The following is a 22,258-nucleotide window of genomic DNA, read 5'->3' as shown; positions in this document are numbered from 1 at the left end:
ACTCTCTGAGTAAACATAAGTAGTATATAGGGTGATGATAGACCAAGAAGATAGATGGTGGAAAGACGAACCCCTCGAGGGGGAGCGAGTGGATGCAACCCCCGCCTCGCCATTACGCCAAGAGCTGATTGATCGAGTCCCTGTGAGGGTAGAGACTTCAGGCGAACCGCTTGATATCAGCGCGCGCGAGCGTGATCAGGTTGAGCCTACTGAACAGAGTGCGCTCGGCGCTGCGCTGGAGCGTATGCGTATCTTACAGTCAGAGATAAATGATGCTCAGTTAGAGATTGAGGGCGCTTTTCAAGACGCCATCGAAAGACGTGGTCTCCCATATCGGTTTCGCGGTGATGAGGCTGGTCAGTTTGTCGCAGACAATGTTGTCGTGCTGCGCAGTAATGGATCTGTGGAGGATGGCTGGCGAGCCAAGCTTACGGGTGAGACTGTGAAGCTCGAAAAAGTGGGGTCCGAAGGAGATTATGAGAAAACGTATCCTGCCGAACGGTGGGTAGCATACGAGCAGGACAGGATTGCTGATGCGCTACGGCCGCAGTTTGATCATATGGTTGAGGCATACCCAGATGTGTGGTCGAGAGACCAGGAAAGTGATATGTATAGAGTACGTCGTTGCTTTGTTTGGAGTGAAACGGCTAGAGAGATGCTTGTCGGTGCTGCGCATATATTTCCAAAATCTATGACCGCACGAGTAGTCTTTCAATATCCGGGAGCGAGCCAAGATATGGCGAAGAATGTGCTCATTACGGAATTCATCTGCTGGCAATCACCAGGCAACGGTGAAGCTTCAGAGTAATAGGTGCGTGACTAGCCACTCGACGTGATCGTTTGGTATACTTACTAATAACCATAAGGATAATAGCGGAGGCCACCAGGAGTAGCATGCATTCAGACGACACACATAAGAAAGAAGGCTTTTTCTCGAAGATTTTTGGACATCACGATGGGGCGCAAGTACAGTCTGACGATGCAAATGTAATCCAGCCTCAGGACGCTGCAAGTGTAGGTGTGGCTGATACTTCATCAGACTCCGCACCCGCGCCTTCCCTCGATCCAATTGATTTCGCTTCCAAGAACACAGATGCCTCACAAGTTTCTGCAGGTGGGAGTGACGACACTTTACAGTTACATGAAGTTTCGGCAGATACTCCAAGTGGCGACTCAAAGGATGTTCTTGACGGAAGCAAGCATGATTCTGAATCGGGTACAATGAGTGGAGCATCGCTATCGGGGTCTGTAGATGAATTAAAGGGGAGTGTTTCAGATGTATTGGCGGTGCCAAAAGATGATACAGCACCACTCGACTTAAGCCAGCATGCGGTCGCTAGTATTGATGGACTGCAAACAGAGGCTCCCGTAGCTGACGCATCAGCAACTGCTGAGCAAGTTGATAGCCAGAACCAGCCTGACGCCTCGAGTTCAGAAGTGGACACCGCAGATACTGATGAGTCTGTGGGGAGTGTCGAATCGAAGGATGCAGATGGGCAAATAGACAGCTCATCCCATGATACAGTTGGCGTAGAGACCGGCGCCCAGCCGATGTCGGATAGTAGTACGCAGCAGGAATTGGCATCAAGTGCAGACAGCGTTACCTCAGATTCAACCAAAACGGATGCAGTCGTTGATATCGAACCCCCAATGCCACCTGTCGATGAAGGGAAAGCTTGGCAGGCAGCGCAGTCAGAAGTATCTTCTCAGGCTGAAGTAGCCCCAGCCTCAGATGTTAGTGTAGCTGGGGAAGAGGGTCGGGCTGCTTTATCAACCGCGCAAGACCAAGTTGACCAGATATTCGCGACGCATCCTGATTTTACGACTGGGCACGAAGCTGACAAGGCTGAGGACGATAAGTCTGATGCTACGCCTAACGCTACAGCTACTGCTAGCGAAAATGCCACGACAGAAGTGTCTGCAACGCATGATTCGCCCGAAGTGCAGGCTGCAGTTGCCCGACTCGAGCAACACATCGATGATCTGGAGACGGGATTGCAGAAGGTTCGAACCGAGCTTGCTGCCTTGAAGAAATAAGTAAGCTATCTAGATCCGCCGCTTAACGAAAACACCCGCTTTCAGGCGGGTATTTTCGTGGATAATCTAGGGCTTAATTCTTGTTTTGTTCGTGATCTGCTTGAACAACTGCTAAGAATAGTGCCTTACGGCTTAAATCATCTGGAGAGAGAGCCCCGTCCCTTGACTCCTTATCGAGAATCTTAATTAAGCCTTCTTTCGCATTTGCAACCCACTGCTGGAATTCTTGTTTTTCATGCTTCTCTGGACTGTCAACTACAAGCGTATCACCTTCACCTAGCACCTGAGATCCGGTTGGCTTACCATCGGGTCCAGCTACGAAAGGCTTGTCGACTACTGGGATCGAGGGGGTGACAGGTGGATTTGATTCTGGTTCTGGCGCTAGTCTGGTAGCTGTAGTTTCAGCGGAGGGCGTAGTGTTGACGGCTGGAATTTCAGCCTCTGCTGGTCCTATTACTGACGGAGCTGGTGCTGGCGTTGGTGCTGGTGCTGATTGCGGCTCAGGAGCTGGAATTGGGGCGGGCCCACCATTGAGCTCGGTGGCTGCATCAGGATTATTCTCTGTGAACGGGGTAGTAGCTTGGATGGTGTGTGTATCCCCAAGATCAAAGCCTTGTCCTGGTGAGACCATACTGCCGGGGGCCATTGCCGGTGCTCCTGCAGGTTCTGTTGGGGCTACATCTGTGGCAGGCGTTGCAGTTGACTCCGTAGTCGGAGCGACGGTTACTGGTACTGACTCACCGGCGCTCGGAGCTGGTGCAGCATTTGCCGCATCCTGCATTACGGCGTCGAGTGCTCCTGGCGTATGTGATGTATCTGGACCTTTTGGTGACATGAATATATCCCGTTTATGCTTTCTTTGATTATACCCAATTCTTCATGGAGCAGTAAAGCATCGTTAGCTGACACGTTTTTGCAGTTCAAGTGCTGTAGTCCATAGCTTGAAGCAAAGCGAAAATGCGCGTATAATTTCTGCCTAGTTTGTGGTGACAGCAAGCCGGCTACAAAACCATATATTCTACTCTGGAGGCATAGATGAATGACAAGTTAATTATCCGAGGTGCACGCGAACATAACCTCAAAAATATTGATCTCGAAATACCGCGCAATAAGCTGGTTGTCATCACTGGGCTTTCAGGTTCTGGTAAGTCGAGTCTCGCCTTCGATACCATCTATGCAGAGGGTCAGCGTCGATATGTCGAGAGTTTGTCGGCGTATGCTCGCCAATTCTTGGGGCTCATGGAGAAGCCGGATGTCGATCAGATAGAAGGTTTGTCGCCAGCCATCTCTATTGATCAGAAGTCTACTAGCCGTAATCCACGCTCGACGGTGGCGACAGTGACCGAGATTTATGATTATTTGCGCCTGCTGTTTGCGCGCATTGGTATCCCGCACGACCCAGAGACTGGCGAAGTATTGACTCGTCAGACCTCTGCGCAAATTGTTGAAGCTATCGAGCAATATCCTGCCGGCACACGAGTGGTAATTTATGCGCCGGTCGTCAAAGACAAGAAGGGTGAGCACCGGCATGTCATCGCTGAGCTCGTGAAGGCAGGCTATCTTAAGGCACGCGTCGACGGCGCTGACATCGAGCTTGATGAAGTTGGTGGGCTCGAGAAGCAAAAGAAGCACACCATCGAAGTGGTAGTTGATCGCTTAGCGGTTGAAAAGGAGGAACATCAGCGGCTCGCCGAAGCTGTTGAGCAGGCACTCAAGCTCGGCGAGGGGGTCATTATTGTGCAAGATTTCGCCACTAAGCAAGAACGTGTCTATTCTGAACACTACACGACCACAAATTCTGGCTTTTCGCTGGCAGAAATCGAGCCACGATTGTTTTCATTTAATGCCCCGCATGGTGCCTGCCCGAATTGTACGGGACTCGGTGCTCTGCTTGTTGTCGATCCTGACTTGGTCATGCCAAATCGCCGCCTCAGTGTGAGCGAGGGGGCGATTCGTCCATGGAGCCGCACGACGAGTCGTATGACGTGGTATGGTAAGCTCCTTGGAGCAGTTGCTGAAGCGCATAAGTTCTCGCTTGATGTGCCAGTACAAGAGCTTAGTGAAGCTGCGCTGAAGATTCTTTTCTATGGTGCGGGTGACGAAACTATCATGGTGCCTGGCCCAGCTGGTCGTCAATATCGTACGACATTCGAAGGCATCATCCCAAATCTCGAGCGCCGCTACCGCGAGAGTGATAGTGATTTTGTGAAAGGCGAAATCGAGCGTTATATGACGCATCAGGTATGTCCTTCGTGTCATGGTCGGCGCCTCAAGCCTGAAGTGTTGGCGATCACGATCGATAATAAGTCTATCGCCGATGTGACTGAGATGAGCGTTGATGCAGCACTAGCGTATTTTACAGAGTTGGCACTGAATGAAAACGAGCTGAAGATAGCCAAGCAGATTCTTAAGGAAGTCCGCGAGCGACTGACATTCTTAAATGATGTCGGTCTAAATTATCTCACGCTTGATCGAGCGGCAAATACCTTGGCGGGAGGTGAAGCACAGCGTATTCGCTTGGCTACACAGATAGGGAGCTCATTGATGGGTGTGCTGTATATCCTTGATGAACCTTCGATTGGCTTACATCAGCGTGATAATGATCGCTTGATCGACACACTCAAGCGCTTGAAGAGTCTCGGCAACACCGTGATAGTAGTAGAGCATGATGAAGACACGATTCTCGCGTCTGATTGCGTGGTGGATATCGGCCCAGCTGCTGGCGAGCACGGCGGAGAAGTTGTCGCGGTAGGCACGCCGCAGGAAGTGATGAAGAATAAGGACTCAATCACCGGGCAGTATCTCTCAGGAGCCAAATCCATCCCGGTTCCAACCAAGCGGCGCAAGGGTAATGGTAAGACACTGACGATCGTTGGTGCAAAAGAACACAATCTCAAAGATATCACCGTCTCAATTCCACTTGGTATGCTGACGGTGATTAGCGGTGTGTCTGGTTCGGGCAAGAGCTCGCTCATCAATGACATCTTGGCACGCAAGCTCAGTCAAGAATACCATCGTTCGCAAGAACCAGCTGGAAAACACGAGCGGATCGATGGGGTTGAGCACCTCGACAAAGTAATCGACATCGATCAGAGTCCGATTGGGCGTACGCCACGCTCCAACCCAGCCACCTACACGGGTGCCTTCACTGACATACGTGATCTGTTTGCGCAAACTCAAGAAGCCAAGATTCGGGGATATTCTGCCGGTCGCTTTAGCTTTAATGTGAAGGGTGGTCGCTGCGAGACCTGCAAAGGCGACGGTATTATCAAAATCGAAATGCACTTCCTGCCAGATGTGTATGTGACGTGTGAGACCTGCCATGGGAAGCGATACAATCGCGAGGCGCTCGAGATTACCTACAAAGATAAGACAATCGCTGATGTACTTGCTATGACTGTCGAGGAGGCGGCCGAGTTCTTTGCAAACATACCCACAATTGCAAAGAGGCTTGGCACGCTTAATGATGTTGGCTTAGGCTATATCAAGCTTGGCCAGCCAGCTACAACGTTGTCGGGTGGCGAAGCACAGCGTATTAAGTTGGCTTCTGAGTTGTCTCGTCGAGCTACCGGTAAGACGATGTATATTCTTGATGAGCCAACGACAGGGCTGCATATTGAGGACGTTAGACGTTTGCTCGAAGTCATTCATCAACTGGTAGAGATGGGCAATAGCGTGCTGATTATCGAACATAACCTTGATATTATCAAGTCGGCAGACTGGCTCATTGATCTGGGGCCAGAAGGAGGTGCTGGTGGCGGCACGATTGTGGGCGAAGGGACACCCGAACAGGTTGCATTGATCGAGACGAGTTATACGGGCAAATATCTTCAGCGTTTACTAAAAAAGGTTTAATTTTACATCCAGGCAGTAGTCATACGGCTGTGGTTGACAGCATAAGTATTTTATACGATGATTTGTTTGAACATTAGTAACTATCAATATTACATCGTAGAGGATTTATATGGTAAGCAAAAAAAGAAAGAATACAACAAGTACGGCACGTAAAAAAATAGTTAAGTTATCAAAAATAACCCCATTCCAGAGATTTAATCCATTATCATATGTGTTCGTCGGTGCTGCTTTAGCTATCATTGGGATAGTATATGTCATTTACTCACGAGCCGCTGTCGTATCGAATGGGTGGAGCTTAGCATACCAAGAAGATTTTAACGGCACAGCTTTAAATACTAATGCCTGGTCAATTACTACGAAAAGTGGTACGAGCCACGATGATCATCACCAAGGAATATACAAGGCATTCAACGTTTCAGTTCATGATGGCAAACTAGACTTGCGATCAGCTCGTCACTGCCTTACTCAAGGCGAAGATCCGATAACTTCAAATGCACAGTGGGACGGCGCAGTTTGTCCAGCCGGCAAGCAAACAGTGTATACATCTGGAAAAGTGGTTTCTAAAAATACCTGGAAAGCTGGCAGGATTGAGATATCTGCACAGGTGCCTTCAACGCAGCTAGGCGTTTGGTCTGCACTCTGGTTGCGAAATAAGCAAGCGAGTTGGGGACAGGCTAACTATGGTGAGATTGACATTTTAGAATGGTATGGTGATAAGCCGTGGGAGTATACTGGTACCTCGATAATGGGTTCTAACGCAGTTAAATCTCAACATTTTCTGAATACACGGAAAGATCTTGGGCTTGATAATAAGAACCACATGTATGTCGTTGAATGGAGTCCTGCAGGTATAAGGTATATCTTCGATGGTCAGGAGGTTCGACGTACCAATGGGGGAGATGGTGGGGTGTTAGATACAGCGTCAGACTTTAGCGGTATTTCAGAATCACATTTTAGGGCGATTATGACGGATATATGGGAGCTTAGAATGGAGACTGAGATTACCGAACCAGAGGATGATTGGCACGAGGCTCCGGATAACGCAAAACCATGGAAGCCTATCAACTTTTTAATCGATCAGATTAGAGTCTGGGTCCCGGCTGACGGATCGACCAATTTGCCTACCGTAGCGCCAACAAGCACTTCTGCGCCAACAAGCACTTCTGCGCCAACAAGCACTTCTGCGCCAACAAGCACTTCTGCGCCAACAAGCACTTCTGCGCCAACCGTGAGCCCAACATCACTTTCCGTGGGTAACTTTACTAGCTATACAGCCTCTACGACGAGCGTTACATTGAATTGGCCGGTAGCAACGGGGGGTAAAACAGGTTCTGATATAAGGTATAGCTTGAATTGGACAACTGCCAGCAATCCATCAAAATCTCCTGATCGTAGCTGGACATATTTGAATACAACTACAGGCGATGCAGGACTACCCAAGGGTACTAGTTACACAATTTCTGGACTCCAGCCTGGTGTAACATATAAATTCAGCTACAAAGCAAAAGATCTTAATCGGCTTGTGTCAGATAGTGGGTACATCACGCCCTTAACTGTAACGACGAAAAAAACAACGCCAACGCCCACGCCTTGGTGGAAATTCTAAGCATAGACATTAGGTCTAGTAACCTTGAGAAATATTATCGTCGATGCCTTAAAATTGTGAGAATATGATGCGCTCATTTAGTACTCATAAGGCAAGAGTGGCTCCCGTAGTGATAAAACGTATAAAAAAAGCTAGTGCGCACTGGCCACTAATTGTCATTTTGTCACTAACAGTTATCGGTACGATAGGTATTTTTGCATTGCGCGCTCAGCAGTTTACTGATGCGATCATCGTAGTTGCTGATGTGCATGGCGGCTTTCGTAATGGTGTGCAGGTGATTGACCCGGCTAGTAATGCAATCGTAGCCCAAATATCTGTAACCATGCCGACACTAGCAGGGTGTGCTAGCTCTCAGCCCCGCGCGTATCTAGATGACATGGCGGTTTTTGGTGCTAATAAGGTAGTGTATGCGTCGGTGCGCGCCTGTGCAGGAGGAAATCTGGCTGATGGCCAGTCTTTGGCTAGCTTTGATGCTGCAACAGGTAAGTTTCGAGGATTTATGCAAGGGGTCGGTAGTGGCGCACGGCTCTATGCTGCGCCAGAAATTAACCGCTTACTAGTGATTTCTGCCGATGGATCGCGACTGCAGAGTGTTGAGGCATCATCAGGTCGGGTGCTGTCACAAAAGACATTCACCAACGATTATAGAGTCACTCGTTGGGGGATCGGACGGGCTAGTGCGTTCGTTGTCTTGAATGCGCGCGGGACTGTACTAGCGTTAGATGTATCGAGCTTGTCACAGCAAGACATCGGCCAGTTCTCGGGTATGGATTTCTCGGTGGTACCTAGTGCCCCCGAGGCTCAACAGATTGAGCAAATTGGCGATACATTCTTCACGGTGGGTGTGGCTGGAGGACGCTGGCAATTATTGAGTATGAATGTTAGCGGTCAAGCGACACAGCTTGAGATCGGTGCCCAGCCGGTTGGTATACGATCAGCTCCAGGGAAGGAATTCATGCTTGTTACCACTGGATGCCCGAGCGGCGCTCAGTGCGTAGCAAATCCGAATCGTATCTATGTATACAACGTAACGAAAAAGCAGTTCGAACAATCAGGAGGGGCTGGCTATATACCTCTTCAGACAACGCTATATCAGTTGAGGTTTAACGCTGCTGCTACCAGGATGTACATTGATGGTGTCGTATCCGGCGCGAACGGAGCGAGTCAGCGGTTTGTCTATGCGATTGGGCGTGATGGTAGTGCATCCGAGCTAGCCCGTACGGCAATCCCGGGATCACGTTGGGAGATAGCGACCGTTGATTTTCCGGCTATGCAGCCCGTGCCAGTCGCGGTTCAGCCGGGCGTTGTGCCTGGCGGGGGTGTCGGTCCAAATACTGGTACGATTGCGCAAGCGCCAATACCAATTGATGAGATAGAAAGGCTGCTTGGCATGCCGTTGTCGCAGGTGGATTGGTCGAAGATAAGTGATGATCAAATTCGAGCTTTTGGCTACGATCCGGCAACTGTACGCCGGTACGTTGCACAGTGGCAGTACACTCAACAGTCTACTTCGCTCGCGGTCCCTGGGTGCCCAGATATCAAGCTTACGCCCGAGATGCAAGCACTACAGCAAAGGGTTGGAGTTTCATTAGCCCAAATAGATGCTAGTCAGATCAGTGATGATCAAATTCGAGCCTTTGGCTACGATCCAGCAACGGCTCGGCCGATACTCGAGCAGTATCAGAAGCAAATACTTGCTCAGTCAACCTGTAGCGCAAATATCTTTACGCAAGACAGCTTCGCGGCCACCTCACAGCAGGATGTACAGGGGCTACCAGCTGGTGCGGTTGCTAATCCGACAGTACAGACGACTTTTGATTTACTCAAAGGTGGATGGTTGATGCGGTTGCGTTGGCAGGCACCAGGAGGAGCGAAGCGTTTCGTGATCTATGGGCGCGATGAGAGTAAGCATATGAAAGAACAAAAGTTAGCAATCGTTTCGGGAGAGCAACGGGAAGTGAGCTTTGGTGGCTTTGGGCACCTAGGCCTGCCAGCTATTTGGCATGATGAGCGCTATACTTTGGCGGTTGTACCGGAGAAAGACACGGCAATTATGGGGATACCTGCGGCGGTCAAAGTTCGTGTGCGGTGTATGGTTGGGTGGTGCTTCACGAGTCAATAAACGTATGAAAGCCTCTTGGTTTGCCGCATCAGCGCACTAATCAAGAGGCTTTGTTTGTGGTTCTGAAGCCATGTCAGGCTGCCTCCATGCTTGCCTTGGAACTCGGTGGATTCGAGGGCGGCATGAATTCGGCCAGAATTGCGTCGTGGATCTCGTCGTAGTTGTCGGCGAGCAGTTCGAGTGTCTCTGGCGTGTAGCCGTGACTCGTCTTCAGGATGTCGGCTGCGCGTCGCAGTTCGTGGACTAGCGATGGATTGGGGGTGGTGCCCCGATCCTCGATGGCGGCCACTTCTCGACACCTGGACAGATACGCCACGAGGGCGTCGGGAATGGGCTCCTTGAGCTGCATGATGAAGGCAGCGACTTCCGGTGAGGTGCTCATTTCACCTCCTTTCTTCTCAGATCGTGGCGTGACTCGATTTTTAACGGTCACACCGAGGTGAATGATGCTGAATACTACAACAAATAGATTCAAAAATCAAGTAGATTTCCCGTATAATGCATGTATGACAGCGCCACTACATCTCAAAGCACGCCTCGCTGAGCTCCCATCGGACCCCGGCGTGTATTTGTATAGGGATATTGCTGGGGTGATAATTTATGTCGGTAAAGCTTCACAGCTCAAGCGACGAGTGCGTTCGTACTTTACGAAAAAACATGCCGACATAAAGACGCCAATCTTGGTGAGTAATATCGCCAGTATTGACTGGATTGTGACAGGGAGTGAGGTAGAGGCGCTATTCCTCGAAGCCGAGCTCATTAAGCGTTATAAACCACTGTATAATGTGCGCGACAAAGATGATAAGAATTTTAGTTATGTGCGCGTCAGCATGCAGGATGATTTCCCAAAGGTGTCGATACAGCGCCGACCCAGCGATGATGGTGCACGATATTTCGGACCATTTATCTCTACAGTAATGGTACGAGAAGCGTTGCGGTACTTGCGTCGGATTTTTCCGTATTTTTCGAACTCACGCTTAGTAGCACGGTCAGCTCTTGAGTATCAGATAGGGGTTGCGCCAGCTCCAAACATATCAAAACGTGAGTATCGCACGAATATCCGACGCCTTGTTATGGTGCTGGAAGGTCGCAGTCAGAAATTGATCCTCGAGCTCGAGCGAGCAATGGAGAAGGCGTCGAAGGCACAACAGTATGAGCAGGCCGCACACCTGCGAGATCAATATCTTGCGCTACGTGCACTTTCTAAGAAAATGATATTTGGGGCGCAAGAAACCTTTGACATTACAACGGACCAGGCGCTCACCGGCTTAGCTGAGCGCATTGGCTTGCAACGATTGCCGAAGCGACTCGAGTGCTATGATATCTCTAACTTTCAGGGTGGGGATGCGGTATCGAGTATGGTGGTATTTACAAATGGGACACCGCATCAGAGTGAATACCGGAAATTTAAGATGCGCTCGAGGGGACCGAATGATTTCGCGATGATGGCAGAAACCATGCGTCGGCGATTTTCTGGTCGACACACTGATTGGGCGATGCCGGATCTCATAATTATCGATGGCGGCAAGGGCCAGTTAGCGGCCGCGACCGAAGTGCTCGATGAGCTCGGCGTGCGCATTCCGGCCATAGGGCTGGCTAAGCGACACGAAGAAATTGTGCAACGAGTGGTAGATATGCCTATACAGAAGCAAGCCGCCCGAGCTCGTCAGGAAGAGCGGATTGATGGTGGGTTTCGCATCATATCGCTGCCGCATACCAGTAAAACATTGCAGCTACTACAGCGGATACGCGATGAAGCGCATCGATTTGCGGTGAGCTATCATACCTCTGTGCGTGATTCACGTACCAAGACAAGTGTACTAGACACAGTTCCAGGGGTTGGTCCAGCCACACGGAAGAGGTTGATACGCCATTTCGGGAGCACACGCGCCCTATCCAATGCTGATGAAGATGCGATTGCTGAGGTCGTCGGACCGAGTAAGGCAAAAATTATCAAACAACATATTTAGAGGAATTCTGATGGCACATACAAAAAAATCACAACTGGGACGTACTCTTACGCGGGCATTCGCGCGAGACCGGAAGCGCAGTGCTAAAAAGCGCATGCGAGTATCTGGCAAGAGTGTGTTTACGCTAGCGCGGCTTGTAGGTGGGGATACCGCGAAAACTAGAAAAAAAACTCGCTAATTGCTATAATAACTCCTGTTATGTTGAAGCGAATTCTCTTTGCTTGGCTAGTAAATTTCGTTGGTTTGTGGGTTTCGGCGCAGCTATTCTCTGGAATAGGGTACGGTGACAAGATTGGCGTACTGATTATTGCCGCGCTCGTATTTGGTATCGTCAATGCACTAGTACGTCCACTTGTCGTGCTACTTAGCTTGCCGGCAATCGTCCTGACGATGGGGATCTTTATGTTGTTCGTGAATGCTGCGATGCTGTATGTGACGAGTTTTTTCTACCCACGCTTTCAAGTTACTAAGCTCTCGAGTGCAGTTGGTGCCGTTATCATTGTTTGGTTGGTAAACTACTTGTTTTCATCACTCTTCCAGCGGGAGGAGACGACGTAGCGTATGTTAGGTGTTATCAATGTCATTATTGTTGTGAGCTCGTGCCTACTTATCTTGGTAGTGCTCCTACAGAATCAGGGGAGTGGTCTCGGCCAGGCGTATGGCGGATCGAGTAACTCGTATCGTTCGAAGCGGGGTATTGAGCGATCGCTCTTTACGGTGACGATTGTGTTGGGATTAATATTCGCTGGGAGTTTGATAACTCGTCTCTTGCTTGCCTAGCATCTCGCAAGAGCCTTATCTATGAAGCCAAATTACTTTTCATTTCGCTGGCATCATTTCCGTCGTGCGTTATCAAAACGACTGAAGGTTAGTCGCACATGGTTACGAAATTATGTGAATCGTCATATCTATGGGGCATGGCGAAAGCTAGGCCTGATGCGTTGGCAGTTTGCAGCCTGGATGGCAGTCATTGTGATTTGCCTGGGTGGCGTGTGGATTCAGTATCGCGGCCTAGATCGATTGTGGTTACATGATGTCCCGAAGGCGGGTGGTGTGTATCGAGAGGCAATTATTGGTCGTGTACGCCAGGTAAATCCTTTGTATATTGATAACTCAGCTACCGCCGATGTTGCTGAGCTTGTGTACTCCAGATTGATACGACGTGCACCATCAGGTGTAGTGACACCGGATCTTGCGGAGTCATGGACAGTATCCGCCGACAAACGTACGTATACATTTGTCTTGCGTCGTGATGTGCGCTGGCATGATGGTGAGCGATTCTCGGCAGAGGATGTGGATTTTACGTTTCGTACTGTACAGTCCCCAGATGCCCGCTCGGTCTTGGCGGCAAGTTGGGATAAGGTAGTTATAAACGCTATTGACGAACACACCGTGCAATTTCAGTTGCCAGCCAGCTATAGCGACTTCTTTAGTGCCTTGTCCCAGGTCGGGATTCTTCCTGAGCATAGTTTGCGCGGAGTCAAGCAGTCACAGCTTCGTCTGGACGACTTCAATCGTCGGCCAAACGGCACGGGACCCTTTATTCTCGAGGAGCTCGAAGCGAATTCTGATGTCGTGGCACTAAGGCAAAACCCAGAGTATTTTGCTGGTGAGCCACTATTAGACCGCATTGAATTTCGGCAATTTGACGATGTACAAAGTGCTATCGACGCGTACGCAAAACAGCAACTCGACGGCATAGCAAATGTTGGTGCTGATCGCATTGATGATATCGAGAAGTTTGCAGAGCTGAAGGTTGATACGTACCGTTTGCCGGCCTATGTCGGGGTGTATTTCAATGCCTCTCGTCAGGGCCTGAGTGAGACCGGCACACGTCAGGCTTTGGGGCGAGCGATTGATCGCAATCAAATCGTGCATGATATACTCAAGGGTCAGGGCAATGCTGTACATTATCCGATCCCAGTTGGATATCCGGGCTTTACAAACCAAGCTCCTCGACTTGCTTATTCGCCAGACGATGCTCGCGCAGCACTGACGAATAAATTCTCTCAGCGCTTAAAGCTCGTGACGGCAAATGCCGGCCAATACCCAGCCGTAGCCAATGCCCTGAGTGAGAAGTGGCGCAATGTAGGTGTGCCGGTCGATGTTATTCTCGTTGATACATACACTTTGCAGCAAGAGTACATTCGCCCTCGTCAATATGACATACTGCTCTATGGGCAGGACTTGAGTGGTGACAGTGATGTATATAGCTTTTGGCATTCGTCACAGGCTGCCGACCCAGGATTAAATCTGTCGGTATATAAGAACGCGCAAGCCGACACACTTCTCGAGCAAGCTCGTATTGCAAAAGACCCAGCCTACAGAGATCAGAAGTATGCTGAGTGGACAAAATTATGGGCTAATGATACACCGGCGCTCTTGCTATACTCACCATATTACCTGTATGCTCATACCGTTGATTTGTCGGGAGTGACACGTGGCAATCTTAGCTCCCCGTCTGATCGGTTGCGTGGAGTGACACAGTGGGCATTATCGACCGAACAGGCACCTATTAAGTCAAAAAAATAAAGTTTCTTTTGCGGATGTGGTGAAATTGGTATACACGCTGGCTTCAGGTGCCAGTGGGGGCAACCCCGTGGAGGTTCGAGTCCTCTCATCCGCACCAACTTCAGGCGCCCCGTAAGGGGCGTTTGAAGTTGGTATGAGCAGACTCGAAACCTAAGGTTCGTGGAGCTCGCGCACAGAAGAAAAACTAAGTTTACTTATGTTTTCTTCGAGCACGATGCGAAATGTGAGCGCAAGCGAACGCTCCTCTCATCCGCACCAAGTACCTGCTTCATCTTTATTGAATGTATGCAATCAATAAAGTGCTCGCCTATGAGTACAGCCTCTGTGCGGGCATGATATCATCGGTGGCTTTAATAAAACTTGCCCGACACAGCCAGCCATCAAAGGCCTCTCGTGCCTGTTTAAATGTTTCTGTTTTGGCTAAGCTGCTATTCAAATCATGGGCGTTCCAAACGGCCTTTGTGTCTTGTGGAAGAGTCTTAAGCTCAGTGATCGAATTTGGTTAGATGAGGCATTTCTCTAGGTGTATTTTTGGTAATCTGCATACCACTAATACATAGTCGGCCCCTGTAGCAAGTGCATTCACTATGTCGCTATCGGTAGCATGGATGCCTTTGGTGAGAATTGGCTTACCTGTCAGTGATCGTGCTTTGCGAATAAGCTCAAGCGAGCCGCCCCAGCGGGGATCGGTATGGATCGAAAGCCAATCACCGTAAGTGTTTGCGAATACAAAAAGCTCGTCCCAACTTTGCTTGGCGCAAAATCCGAAAGGTGACTGAGTTTTGACCTCAGCGATAATGATTGGCATCGCTATAGTTTAGCAGAGTCAGTGTTTATTTTACCGAATAGTAAAAGTCAAAACCTTCATCGCTGGCCCGATCCCAGGTGTAGTATGGCGTAAAGAATTGCCAGAGATTACGGTAGTAATTCTTGTCAGATAGCTGGTGCTCGTAGGTTGCCTCGCTGGCTCGCTCAGGGTTATTATTCGTTTTTACTATCTTTGCGCCAGTTGGCAGTCCGTCGATTACGCGCACACAATAGTTCTTGCCGGCAGGAAGCTCAAATCGGAAGATGCCGCCAGCATCTGTCTTGGTAGTAACCCCATCGACACAGGTATTGAGCGTCACGTTTGGCGTGAGTTTGTCATCGATGTAGACTCGGCCTTGCACTTTGATGTTGTAGGCATTTGGTGCGGGCGTAGGTGTTGGAGTTGCAGCTGGCAGAAGGCTGCCAATCGGGCCAAGTACGGGGAGTCGGGATGTGCCCTTGAGCTCGGGCGTCGCCCAGCAGTAATAGCTGGCATTCCAGGGCTGACTGCCACGACGTGCGAAAGTATTATAAAATGCCTGATCTTGGACTTCGGGTGGGGCGTCGCTTGGAAGAGGGTACTGGGCTGCTAGTTCTGGCCCGACCGCGCCTCGCCAGGTGCGAACGTCATATTGGTAGGCTCCATAATGACCTGCGCCATTGTTAGCCTTGTAGTTTGGTGTGCTGGTAGGTCCCGATCCTGCCTCACAACCAGCGATACGTGGTCGCCAGAAATCTGGATTTGAGCCTACTACTGGGATGGACCCAGCAAAAGAGGCATAAATGAGCAGTGCTCCGGCGATGATGCACAGCGCCAGGACGGTATAGAGAACAGGCTGCTTAAATCTTTTTGGTTGAGCAAGTCGACTCCTTGCGGTACGAGATTGAAGTTTTGGCGCCTGTTTTCGCATAGTTCTATCATAGGCAAAGCAGATCACAAAAGCAAAAAGCTTACGTTGCTTTGAGTAAGGGGCTTCTGCCTGGTCGGGGAGTCCAAAAACTGTTATGCTTATGCTATCTATGAAGAACAAACAAACATTTTATGAAGAACTGCGCCACTCAGTTACCGGTGAGATAAGTACAAATAAAGCAACTCGTGAGTTTTTTGCTACGGATGGAAGCGTCTTTACGGCCATGCCAGAGGCGGTTTTTTATCCACAAAATGAGGCTGATGTAGCCGAGCTCGTGCGTTTGGTCGCGGAACGTGCAGTCGATGGCGAGATGCACCCAATCACGGCCCGTGGAAAAGGTACCGACCAGGGTGGTGGGGCGCTTGGTACTGGTATTATGATGGCTTTTCCGGCACACATGAATCACTACTTAAGCTATGACAAAAATACCGTCACAGTGCAGCCAGGGATGATTTATAAAGATTTGCAGCACTTGCTGCATAGCCACGGGCGGTTTTTGCCTCCGTATCCGGCGAGTATCGATTTTGCAACAATCGGCGGAGCTGTGGCTAACAATGCAGCTGGTGAAAAGACGGTGAAATATGGCATGACACGCGACTATGTCGAGTCATTGCGCGTTGTCCTTTCGAATGGTGAGGTGATACGGACTCGCAGGCTGAGTGCGAAAGAACTCGCCGAGAAGCAGAAGCAAACTGACTTCGAGGGGCATATTTATCGAAATGTTGATTATCTAATCGAAGAAAATTGGGATGACATTGCCGACGCGTTTCCAAACGTCACCAAAAACTCAGCTGGTTATGATCTCTGGCATGTGAAGGGAAGTGATGGCAGCTTCGATCTCGGCCAGCTGATTGTTGGCAGTCAGGGTACACTTGGAATTGTGACAGAAGTGACGTTGCGGCACATCCCGTGGTCACCCAGGAATCACTTGATAGTTGGGTACTTTGAGTCAATGGAGAAGGCTGCTCATGCTGTCGAGATGATTATGTCGCTGCAGCCATCTGCGCTAGAAGTCGTGGATCGTCATTTGCTAGAGTTTCTTAAGGAGCACGACCCTCAGCAGATCAAGGGAGTAATCCCTGAGCAAATGCCCGGAATTGTTTTGCTGGTGCAGTTTGACGACATCAAGGAGCGCGATCAGGTCGCGAGGACTAAGAAAACGATCAAGGCCTTTGAACACACAGCTTATGACATGCGTGTGGCTACCGATCCAGCTGAGCAGACAAAACTCTGGAAGATTCGCCGTGGTGCCGCGGCAATTATCTGGAAGTTTCGCGGGAATAAAAAGGCTCTTCCAGTGATCGAGGATGGCGTTGTACCACTTGAGAATATGCCAGTTTTCATCGAACGCGTTTACGCGCTCTTTGAAAAGTACAATCTGGATATCGCAGTCTGGGGGCATGCAGGCAATGCGAATTTCCATCTGCAACCATTTATGAACCTTTCAGCGGCAACTGATCGAAAGAAACTCTTTGAGCTGATGAATGATTTCTATCGCATGGTGATTGACCTCGGTGGTAGTACCTGCGGTGAGCATAACGACGGTCGCTTGCGAGCACCGTATCTGAAGCGCCTTTATGGTGAGCGGCTCTACGACGTGTTTGTTGAGGTGAAAAAACTCTTTGATCCACTTAATATCCTGAACCCTGGGGTCAAGATCGGTGTGAAGATGCTGGACCTCCCGAAGCAACTGCGCAAAGAGTATTCCATGAAGCATCTGGCTGATAGTCTGCCAAACAATTACGATAACTAATCAGGCGCACACTATGACTCTCTCCAAAGCTCTCCGGACTGGTAACCTGATAAGTGAACTGGGTATCTTGATAGTGTTTGTCTGGCTTCTAGCCTTAACCTATATGGGTAATCTCCTTGGCCAGCTTGGCCTCGGTGCATCACTGATTGTGGTGGGTGTGTGGACGATTGCGCAGTCGAAGCAGATCTGGGCTACGTATCTGCGCGACTGGAAGCGGCGGCCCAAAAAGCATCGATCAATCTGGAATCAGCCATTGCGCTTTTACTACTATTTCAATCTTATTTTTGTTTTGCCTGCAATGATCGCTCTCGGTATCAGCTTGATATATCTTGCCTCGCTCGTGCCGAGGTAGGGATGACAAGTAGCGTCATATCTGGTATGATGGGTGCTGTTTTGCTCCTCGAATAGGTGAAAATATTGTGCGGACGCAAAAGGAACCGCTTGAATGGATCTCCTAAGGTTCATTCCATATAAACTGGCGAAAAGCCTCTCAAGCGTATTGCATATGTACCTAAATGGAATTGAATAGTGATTTTGTGCGGACGTGGTGGAACTGGTAGACACGCTAGCTTGAGGGGCTAGTGACCGTAATAGGTCGTGGAAGTTCGAGTCTTCTCGTCCGCACCAGAAATGGACTAAAGTCAGAATTGCCGCCCGCGAGGGCGGCTTTTGCCATATCTGGCAAAACAGCGGTGTAAATAGTGCAATCAGCGTAAGTGGTTTGCCGCTTACGACCTAGAGCCGCCATTTATGGACAGGTATGGTCACAAAATCTATCACGAAATAAAAGCTCGTCGTCAGAGCCTATTTCGCGATAGTCGCAGTCGGAAACGATTGTAGGTGGCATTTATGCCATCGCTGGCGGCGAGCTTTTTAGTTTGCCGTAAATATAATACACTAAGTATAAGAAAGTAGAAAATATGGACGAAAATCAAAAACTATCAGAGGTACCACAGCAACCAGTAGGAACAGTAGACGGACAGCCTCTTCAGCCGATAACACCGATGTCTAGTAGCCAAATTGAGCAATTATCTACACAAAAACCGTCAAAATGGCGTTATTTCTTTATTGTTTTAGGTATCTTGCAAGCCCTTGGAGTCGCTATTTTTCTCCTGGTAATGTTCTGGGCAGTTCAGCAAGCAAAAGCAGGAGTATCGGGCACTGAGTTCATTGGCATGTTTTTGTTTATAACACTTGTTCCTGCTGTGGGAATAATAGCGTTGATTAACCTCATCGGCTTGCTGATTTATATGAGAAAACACAAACCTCGTGGCAAAGGTCTTGTGTTTAGTATCTTGTCGTTAGCTATCTCCGCGTTACTTGTCCTGTATGGTGCTTACAGTGTTTATCAGATGCGTGTTGCCGTCGCAAATCGTATAGGCGAACCAAACAAAGAGTTTGAGCAACGCAATGAAGAAGAGGACAGGCAATTTGTAGCCACAAATGCGAAGCCAGAAATCACAAAAGAAGAAGCTAAGGTTTTTACTATATAAAACAAACTGAATCGGAAAATCTTCACGGTATGCAATTCCCCTCACCCGAAGCGTCTGCAACGGGCGTAGTCTTAGTAAAGATAGACGGCGAACCTTACAGAATAAGCATAGCCGACAGACTTGTACCCGAATTAGTGCCTATTGCGCGAGAAGCGCAAAAATCTTGTGCTAGTCCACAATTCTGGCACGACGGCACATATGAGCAATACAAAGACGGCAAATGGTATTTTAAGGGTGAGGCTATAAACGCTACATAATCAGGAAAAACCAAAGACGAAGTGGTCAGCTTTATGCGAAGTTGCAAGGCGGATTATTTTGTTGGCTATACAGATATAAACTTAGTAAAAGACACAAGCACTAAGTCTTGACTAGAAAAAGCCGAGCAATCGACTACGGGTATTGAAATATCAGAAGGCTCACCAAAATCTTATGTGTTTGCGTCTAAGGCGATGACCACTGAATTATAAGACGCGGCAAGACAATTTAGGCAGTCTTGCTATAACACTAAGAAACTTTACACCACAGTAGCCGATTGGATTGAGACTGAATATCCTGCTGGTAAGTGAACTCGGGAAAAGCAGTAAGTATCTGCGCGAAGCGCGGGTGCTTAAGCCGCCCCAGACCTGCCACCAGTTTTGGCAAAGCCGAAACGCGACCCGACCAGAAACACCCTTTTCCTTTTCTAAAAAATCTCGGCGGGGGAATCTCAAAAAATATGCAAAGGCTTTTCTGGGCGGGGCTACAACCTCGGTCATTATCTGTTAAAATAAGTTCGAGTCTTCTCGTCCGCACCATATAAAAGAGTCCAGCTATGCGTCGGGCTCTTTTATATGAAAAATGCAAATAGGGCTCAAGTATTGTCGTGAAGTTATTTCTTCTTTTTTGGATGCGTACGGCCAACTCGGAGCTGCTTGTAGATGTAGCTGTAGCCAACGAGCGTGATCGGGAGTGTGATCACGACGCCGATGCCAAAGAAGAGTAGCCCAACAGCATTGAGGAGGAACATCACGAGCCAGTAAGCGAAGAGATCCCATTCATGACCTTCTACCATGCGGGCTGATTCTTCAAAGGCTTCCGCAAGGCTATAACGGTCTTCAGCGATGAGATAGGTTGCGAATTGATAACGTAGACCCCAGTAGATGCCAGGCGCGATGAAGAGTACGAGACCGCCGACAAATACCACGAGGTACAGCAGCGATGCGACCAAATATCGTCCGAACAGATGAGCCTTAAAAAGCTCGGGGAGGGATGGCTCCTTGTTGTCGACGCTTTGCAGTGTAGTGCGAACCATACCGAGCGAAACGAGGGCGATAAGTATGATGAAGATGCCACGTATGACCGGCGAGAACCAGGTCGTGTCGGTGAATATGCCATCGACAACCGAAGGAATAAGATTGAAGAGCACGATCAAAAGAACGAGCGTAACGTAGAAGCCAAAATAATGTGACGTAGCGCGCCAACCTTGCTGGAGGGCTTCAGTTAGTGAGGGGTGAATTGCTTTTTTGGCTGCCATGGTGAATTACATAAAGTATCACTTTCATCCTACTTGAAGCATGAGAGGAATGCAAATACTGTATGCCAGTAAAGTATAATAATTGTATGCAAAAAGAACCTAGGAATGATAATGCTGAAATGCGCGTACAGGATGCCCACGAGCCTGTAGAAACTGATACTACATTTCTGGCATCTGAGCTCACAAGGGTGGTCGATTTATCACGGCTGACCAGGGAATTCGACGAAGGTCTGACGCCCTTAAGAGATGTTGGTCAGATGAGAGCAGTGCAACGAGAAATACTCCTCAATGCTCGTCAGGCTGGGAGCATTGATACTATGTTCCAAAACCATGCCGTGATCTTTGAAGATCCAGTTCACAGGCTGCATGATCGTATTGTGAAGGGGGATCAGGATCAGCCGATAGGGCATAATTTTCTGGTTAATGCCACCATGTTTATCGACGCTCAATATCCTTGGGCTCTAGATTTAGATGCAGCGATCCTTGCGCGTACTGGAAGAAATATCCGTGACCATATCGCTCATGGAGACTTTCAGAGTAAAGACAAGTTGTTGACTGACATCACAGAAAACCCCGGCCCAGAGATGATTAAGGTCATGGCTGTTTATTTGGCTGGTCGAAGTTTGATCGGTGAGCAGTATCTCAGAGAAAATTATGGTGAGATATTAGAGCGCACAAAAGGGGATGTATTCGCTCTTATCCAGCAAATTGCAGTGAGTACTGGATTGCGCACAGACATGATCGAGAGGGTGGCCGCACAAATTCATCGAACGACCTTTGGGAGCTTTGATCATCTTGCTGGCTTAGTTACGTCCCAGGACACAGGTGCTATGGGTGACTATCGTATTGGCTCCTTGCGGATCGAAGTGCAATTTGAAGGATCGGTACGGTCTCCAGGGCTACGAACGGAGGCTGATGCCCTTGGGGTAATTGCGCACGAACTCGTACACGCTTCCTCTGCTCAGTATGAATCGCGCTGTGGTTTGCAGATGCATAGGCAGGGCATGCAGGCGAATGAGGGTATGACAGAATACTTGGCTCAACTCGCTACCAGGTCTCCTGGCATATTAACGGCACCAAGTGGCTCGAGTCGGGTATCGCACGATGTTCCATATAGCGTTTCGGTACTGGCAATACTAAGTTTGCATAAGCAATATCTGGCAGGTACAAATCGGCATTTTGAAGCCCTATTTAATGCCTATCATGGTGATATCCGCGACCAGTCTAAGCTCGAATCCGCACTCGATGCATTCTATACGCTACATGGTGACATTAGGCAGATGTAATAAAAAAGCACCGCATTAAGCGCGTTTAATGCTGGTGTACTTGTACGACAAGGCTAGAACCTATTTTGAGGAAAACTGCTGAAAAGTACAAGCCCCGAACCACCTGCGCTTTAGCGCAGCACCACGCGACAAAATCTCTTTTCCTTAAATGAAGAAAAAATCCCCCCAAGAACATCTGGGTTTTGCTCCGCGAAACCAAAGAAAAAGCCGCCCGAATGGGCGACGATTTCCGAAAAAGTTCGTTCATGGTGGAATTATATAACTCTGCTCGAACCCATTTTGAACAAAACTAATGCTGACTGCGCCTCGCCCGCGCTCGGCAAGCTCGCGCGGGGCAAAACCCAAAAATTTCCTACATTTTTTATTTGCGGCT

General features: G+C 49.0%; 18 protein-coding genes and 2 tRNA genes. 15 read left to right on the top strand and 5 right to left on the bottom strand.

Annotated elements, in window-relative coordinates; translation table 11 throughout:
- Positions 1-34: 34 nt before the first annotated feature.
- On the top strand, positions 35-808 hold the full coding sequence (locus tag IT415_03725; GenBank protein ID MCC7543784.1) for a hypothetical protein: 774 nt from the start codon (positions 35-37) through the stop codon (positions 806-808).
- Positions 809-894: 86 nt separating this feature from the next.
- Positions 895-2,037, top strand: coding sequence for a hypothetical protein (locus IT415_03720; protein MCC7543783.1), 1,143 nt, complete (start codon positions 895-897; stop codon positions 2,035-2,037).
- Between the two features lie 73 nt (positions 2,038-2,110).
- Here the strand turns inward: IT415_03720 and IT415_03715 are convergent, their stop codons facing one another.
- Positions 2,111-2,872, bottom strand: coding sequence for a hypothetical protein (locus IT415_03715; GenBank protein ID MCC7543782.1), 762 nt, complete (start codon positions 2,870-2,872; stop codon positions 2,111-2,113).
- Between the two features lie 200 nt (positions 2,873-3,072).
- Here IT415_03715 and uvrA point away from each other — a divergent pair, with 200 nt between their 5' ends.
- The 3 genes from uvrA to IT415_03700 all read left to right on the top strand — a co-directional run bounded on the left by uvrA (position 3,073) and on the right by IT415_03700 (position 9,620).
- Entirely contained in the window at positions 3,073-5,892 is a 2,820-nt protein-coding gene (uvrA, locus tag IT415_03710) for an excinuclease ABC subunit UvrA (GenBank protein ID MCC7543781.1), read from the top strand.
- 109 nt (positions 5,893-6,001) lie between these two features.
- Positions 6,002-7,498 (top strand): family 16 glycosylhydrolase, encoded by a 1,497-nt coding sequence (locus IT415_03705; GenBank protein ID MCC7543780.1) that lies wholly within the window; start codon positions 6,002-6,004, stop codon positions 7,496-7,498.
- Between the two features lie 109 nt (positions 7,499-7,607).
- Positions 7,608-9,620, top strand: coding sequence for a hypothetical protein (locus IT415_03700; GenBank protein MCC7543779.1), 2,013 nt, complete (start codon positions 7,608-7,610; stop codon positions 9,618-9,620).
- 73 nt (positions 9,621-9,693) lie between these two features.
- Here IT415_03700 and IT415_03695 read toward each other — a convergent pair whose 3' ends face one another.
- On the bottom strand, positions 9,694-10,002 hold the full coding sequence (locus tag IT415_03695; protein MCC7543778.1) for a hypothetical protein: 309 nt from the start codon (positions 10,000-10,002) through the stop codon (positions 9,694-9,696).
- 124 nt (positions 10,003-10,126) lie between these two features.
- Between IT415_03695 and IT415_03690 the strand changes: the two genes are divergently transcribed.
- The 5 genes from IT415_03690 (at position 10,127) to IT415_03670 (ending at position 14,219) form a co-directional block, all read left to right on the top strand.
- Positions 10,127-11,590, top strand: coding sequence for an excinuclease ABC subunit UvrC (locus IT415_03690; protein MCC7543777.1), 1,464 nt, complete (start codon positions 10,127-10,129; stop codon positions 11,588-11,590).
- A gap of 198 nt (positions 11,591-11,788) precedes the next feature.
- Positions 11,789-12,148: a phage holin family protein gene (locus IT415_03685; protein ID MCC7543776.1), complete on the top strand. Its 360-nt coding sequence runs from the start codon at positions 11,789-11,791 to the stop codon at positions 12,146-12,148.
- Between the two features lie 3 nt (positions 12,149-12,151).
- Entirely contained in the window at positions 12,152-12,370 is a 219-nt protein-coding gene (gene secG, locus IT415_03680) for a preprotein translocase subunit SecG (protein MCC7543775.1), read from the top strand.
- Positions 12,371-12,391: 21 nt separating this feature from the next.
- The gene (locus IT415_03675; protein MCC7543774.1) at positions 12,392-14,122 is read left to right on the top strand and encodes a hypothetical protein; all 1,731 of its coding nucleotides are present in this window, start codon (positions 12,392-12,394) and stop codon (positions 14,120-14,122) included.
- 10 nt (positions 14,123-14,132) lie between these two features.
- Positions 14,133-14,219 (top strand) — tRNA-Leu (locus tag IT415_03670).
- Between the two features lie 405 nt (positions 14,220-14,624).
- On the opposite strand, the gene IT415_03665 is transcribed toward IT415_03670, so the two are convergent.
- On the bottom strand, positions 14,625-14,930 hold the full coding sequence (locus tag IT415_03665; protein ID MCC7543773.1) for a hypothetical protein: 306 nt from the start codon (positions 14,928-14,930) through the stop codon (positions 14,625-14,627).
- Between the two features lie 25 nt (positions 14,931-14,955).
- Positions 14,956-15,840 (bottom strand): transglycosylase family protein, encoded by an 885-nt coding sequence (locus IT415_03660; GenBank protein ID MCC7543772.1) that lies wholly within the window; start codon positions 15,838-15,840, stop codon positions 14,956-14,958.
- Between the two features lie 109 nt (positions 15,841-15,949).
- Between IT415_03660 and IT415_03655 the strand changes: the two genes are divergently transcribed.
- The 4 genes from IT415_03655 (at position 15,950) to IT415_03640 (ending at position 19,086) form a co-directional block, all read left to right on the top strand.
- The gene (locus IT415_03655) at positions 15,950-17,593 is read left to right on the top strand and encodes an FAD-binding oxidoreductase (GenBank protein MCC7543771.1); all 1,644 of its coding nucleotides are present in this window, start codon (positions 15,950-15,952) and stop codon (positions 17,591-17,593) included.
- Positions 17,594-17,606: 13 nt separating this feature from the next.
- Complete coding sequence (locus IT415_03650) at positions 17,607-17,945, top strand: hypothetical protein (protein ID MCC7543770.1); 339 nt, start codon at positions 17,607-17,609, stop codon at positions 17,943-17,945.
- Between the two features lie 186 nt (positions 17,946-18,131).
- Positions 18,132-18,220: transfer RNA gene (locus tag IT415_03645), tRNA-Leu, on the top strand.
- Positions 18,221-18,513: 293 nt separating this feature from the next.
- Complete coding sequence (locus IT415_03640; GenBank protein MCC7543769.1) at positions 18,514-19,086, top strand: hypothetical protein; 573 nt, start codon at positions 18,514-18,516, stop codon at positions 19,084-19,086.
- An 868-nt stretch (positions 19,087-19,954) separates the two neighbouring features.
- Here IT415_03640 and IT415_03635 read toward each other — a convergent pair.
- A complete protein-coding gene (locus IT415_03635; protein ID MCC7543768.1) occupies positions 19,955-20,599 on the bottom strand; it encodes a hypothetical protein in 645 nt (214 codons plus the stop codon).
- Positions 20,600-20,685: 86 nt separating this feature from the next.
- Here IT415_03635 and IT415_03630 point away from each other — a divergent pair, with 86 nt between their 5' ends.
- Entirely contained in the window at positions 20,686-21,885 is a 1,200-nt protein-coding gene (locus IT415_03630; protein MCC7543767.1) for a hypothetical protein, read from the top strand.
- Positions 21,886-22,258 lie beyond the last annotated feature (373 nt).

The organism is bacterium (assembly GCA_020854115.1).
GTDB lineage: Bacteria > Patescibacteriota > Saccharimonadia > CAILAD01.
This window is presented reverse-complemented; position numbering and strand designations above follow the sequence as displayed.

Coding starts and splice junctions, on each gene's coding strand:
- IT415_03655 (MCC7543771.1), top strand. CDS start 15,950: ATGAAGAACAAACAAACATTTTATGAAGAACTGCGCCACTCAGTTACC.
- IT415_03695 (MCC7543778.1), bottom strand. CDS start 10,002: ATGAGCACCTCACCGGAAGTCGCTGCCTTCATCATGCAGCTCAAGGAG.
- IT415_03650 (MCC7543770.1), top strand. CDS start 17,607: ATGACTCTCTCCAAAGCTCTCCGGACTGGTAACCTGATAAGTGAACTG.
- IT415_03685 (MCC7543776.1), top strand. CDS start 11,789: ATGTTGAAGCGAATTCTCTTTGCTTGGCTAGTAAATTTCGTTGGTTTG.
- IT415_03635 (MCC7543768.1), bottom strand. CDS start 20,599: ATGGCAGCCAAAAAAGCAATTCACCCCTCACTAACTGAAGCCCTCCAG.
- secG (MCC7543775.1), top strand. CDS start 12,152: ATGTTAGGTGTTATCAATGTCATTATTGTTGTGAGCTCGTGCCTACTT.
- IT415_03630 (MCC7543767.1), top strand. CDS start 20,686: ATGCAAAAAGAACCTAGGAATGATAATGCTGAAATGCGCGTACAGGAT.
- IT415_03665 (MCC7543773.1), bottom strand. CDS start 14,930: ATGCCAATCATTATCGCTGAGGTCAAAACTCAGTCACCTTTCGGATTT.
- IT415_03640 (MCC7543769.1), top strand. CDS start 18,514: ATGGACGAAAATCAAAAACTATCAGAGGTACCACAGCAACCAGTAGGA.
- IT415_03720 (MCC7543783.1), top strand. CDS start 895: ATGCATTCAGACGACACACATAAGAAAGAAGGCTTTTTCTCGAAGATT.
- IT415_03690 (MCC7543777.1), top strand. CDS start 10,127: ATGACAGCGCCACTACATCTCAAAGCACGCCTCGCTGAGCTCCCATCG.
- IT415_03725 (MCC7543784.1), top strand. CDS start 35: ATGATAGACCAAGAAGATAGATGGTGGAAAGACGAACCCCTCGAGGGG.
- uvrA (MCC7543781.1), top strand. CDS start 3,073: ATGAATGACAAGTTAATTATCCGAGGTGCACGCGAACATAACCTCAAA.
- IT415_03715 (MCC7543782.1), bottom strand. CDS start 2,872: ATGTCACCAAAAGGTCCAGATACATCACATACGCCAGGAGCACTCGAC.
- IT415_03675 (MCC7543774.1), top strand. CDS start 12,392: ATGAAGCCAAATTACTTTTCATTTCGCTGGCATCATTTCCGTCGTGCG.
- IT415_03705 (MCC7543780.1), top strand. CDS start 6,002: ATGGTAAGCAAAAAAAGAAAGAATACAACAAGTACGGCACGTAAAAAA.
- IT415_03660 (MCC7543772.1), bottom strand. CDS start 15,840: ATGCGAAAACAGGCGCCAAAACTTCAATCTCGTACCGCAAGGAGTCGA.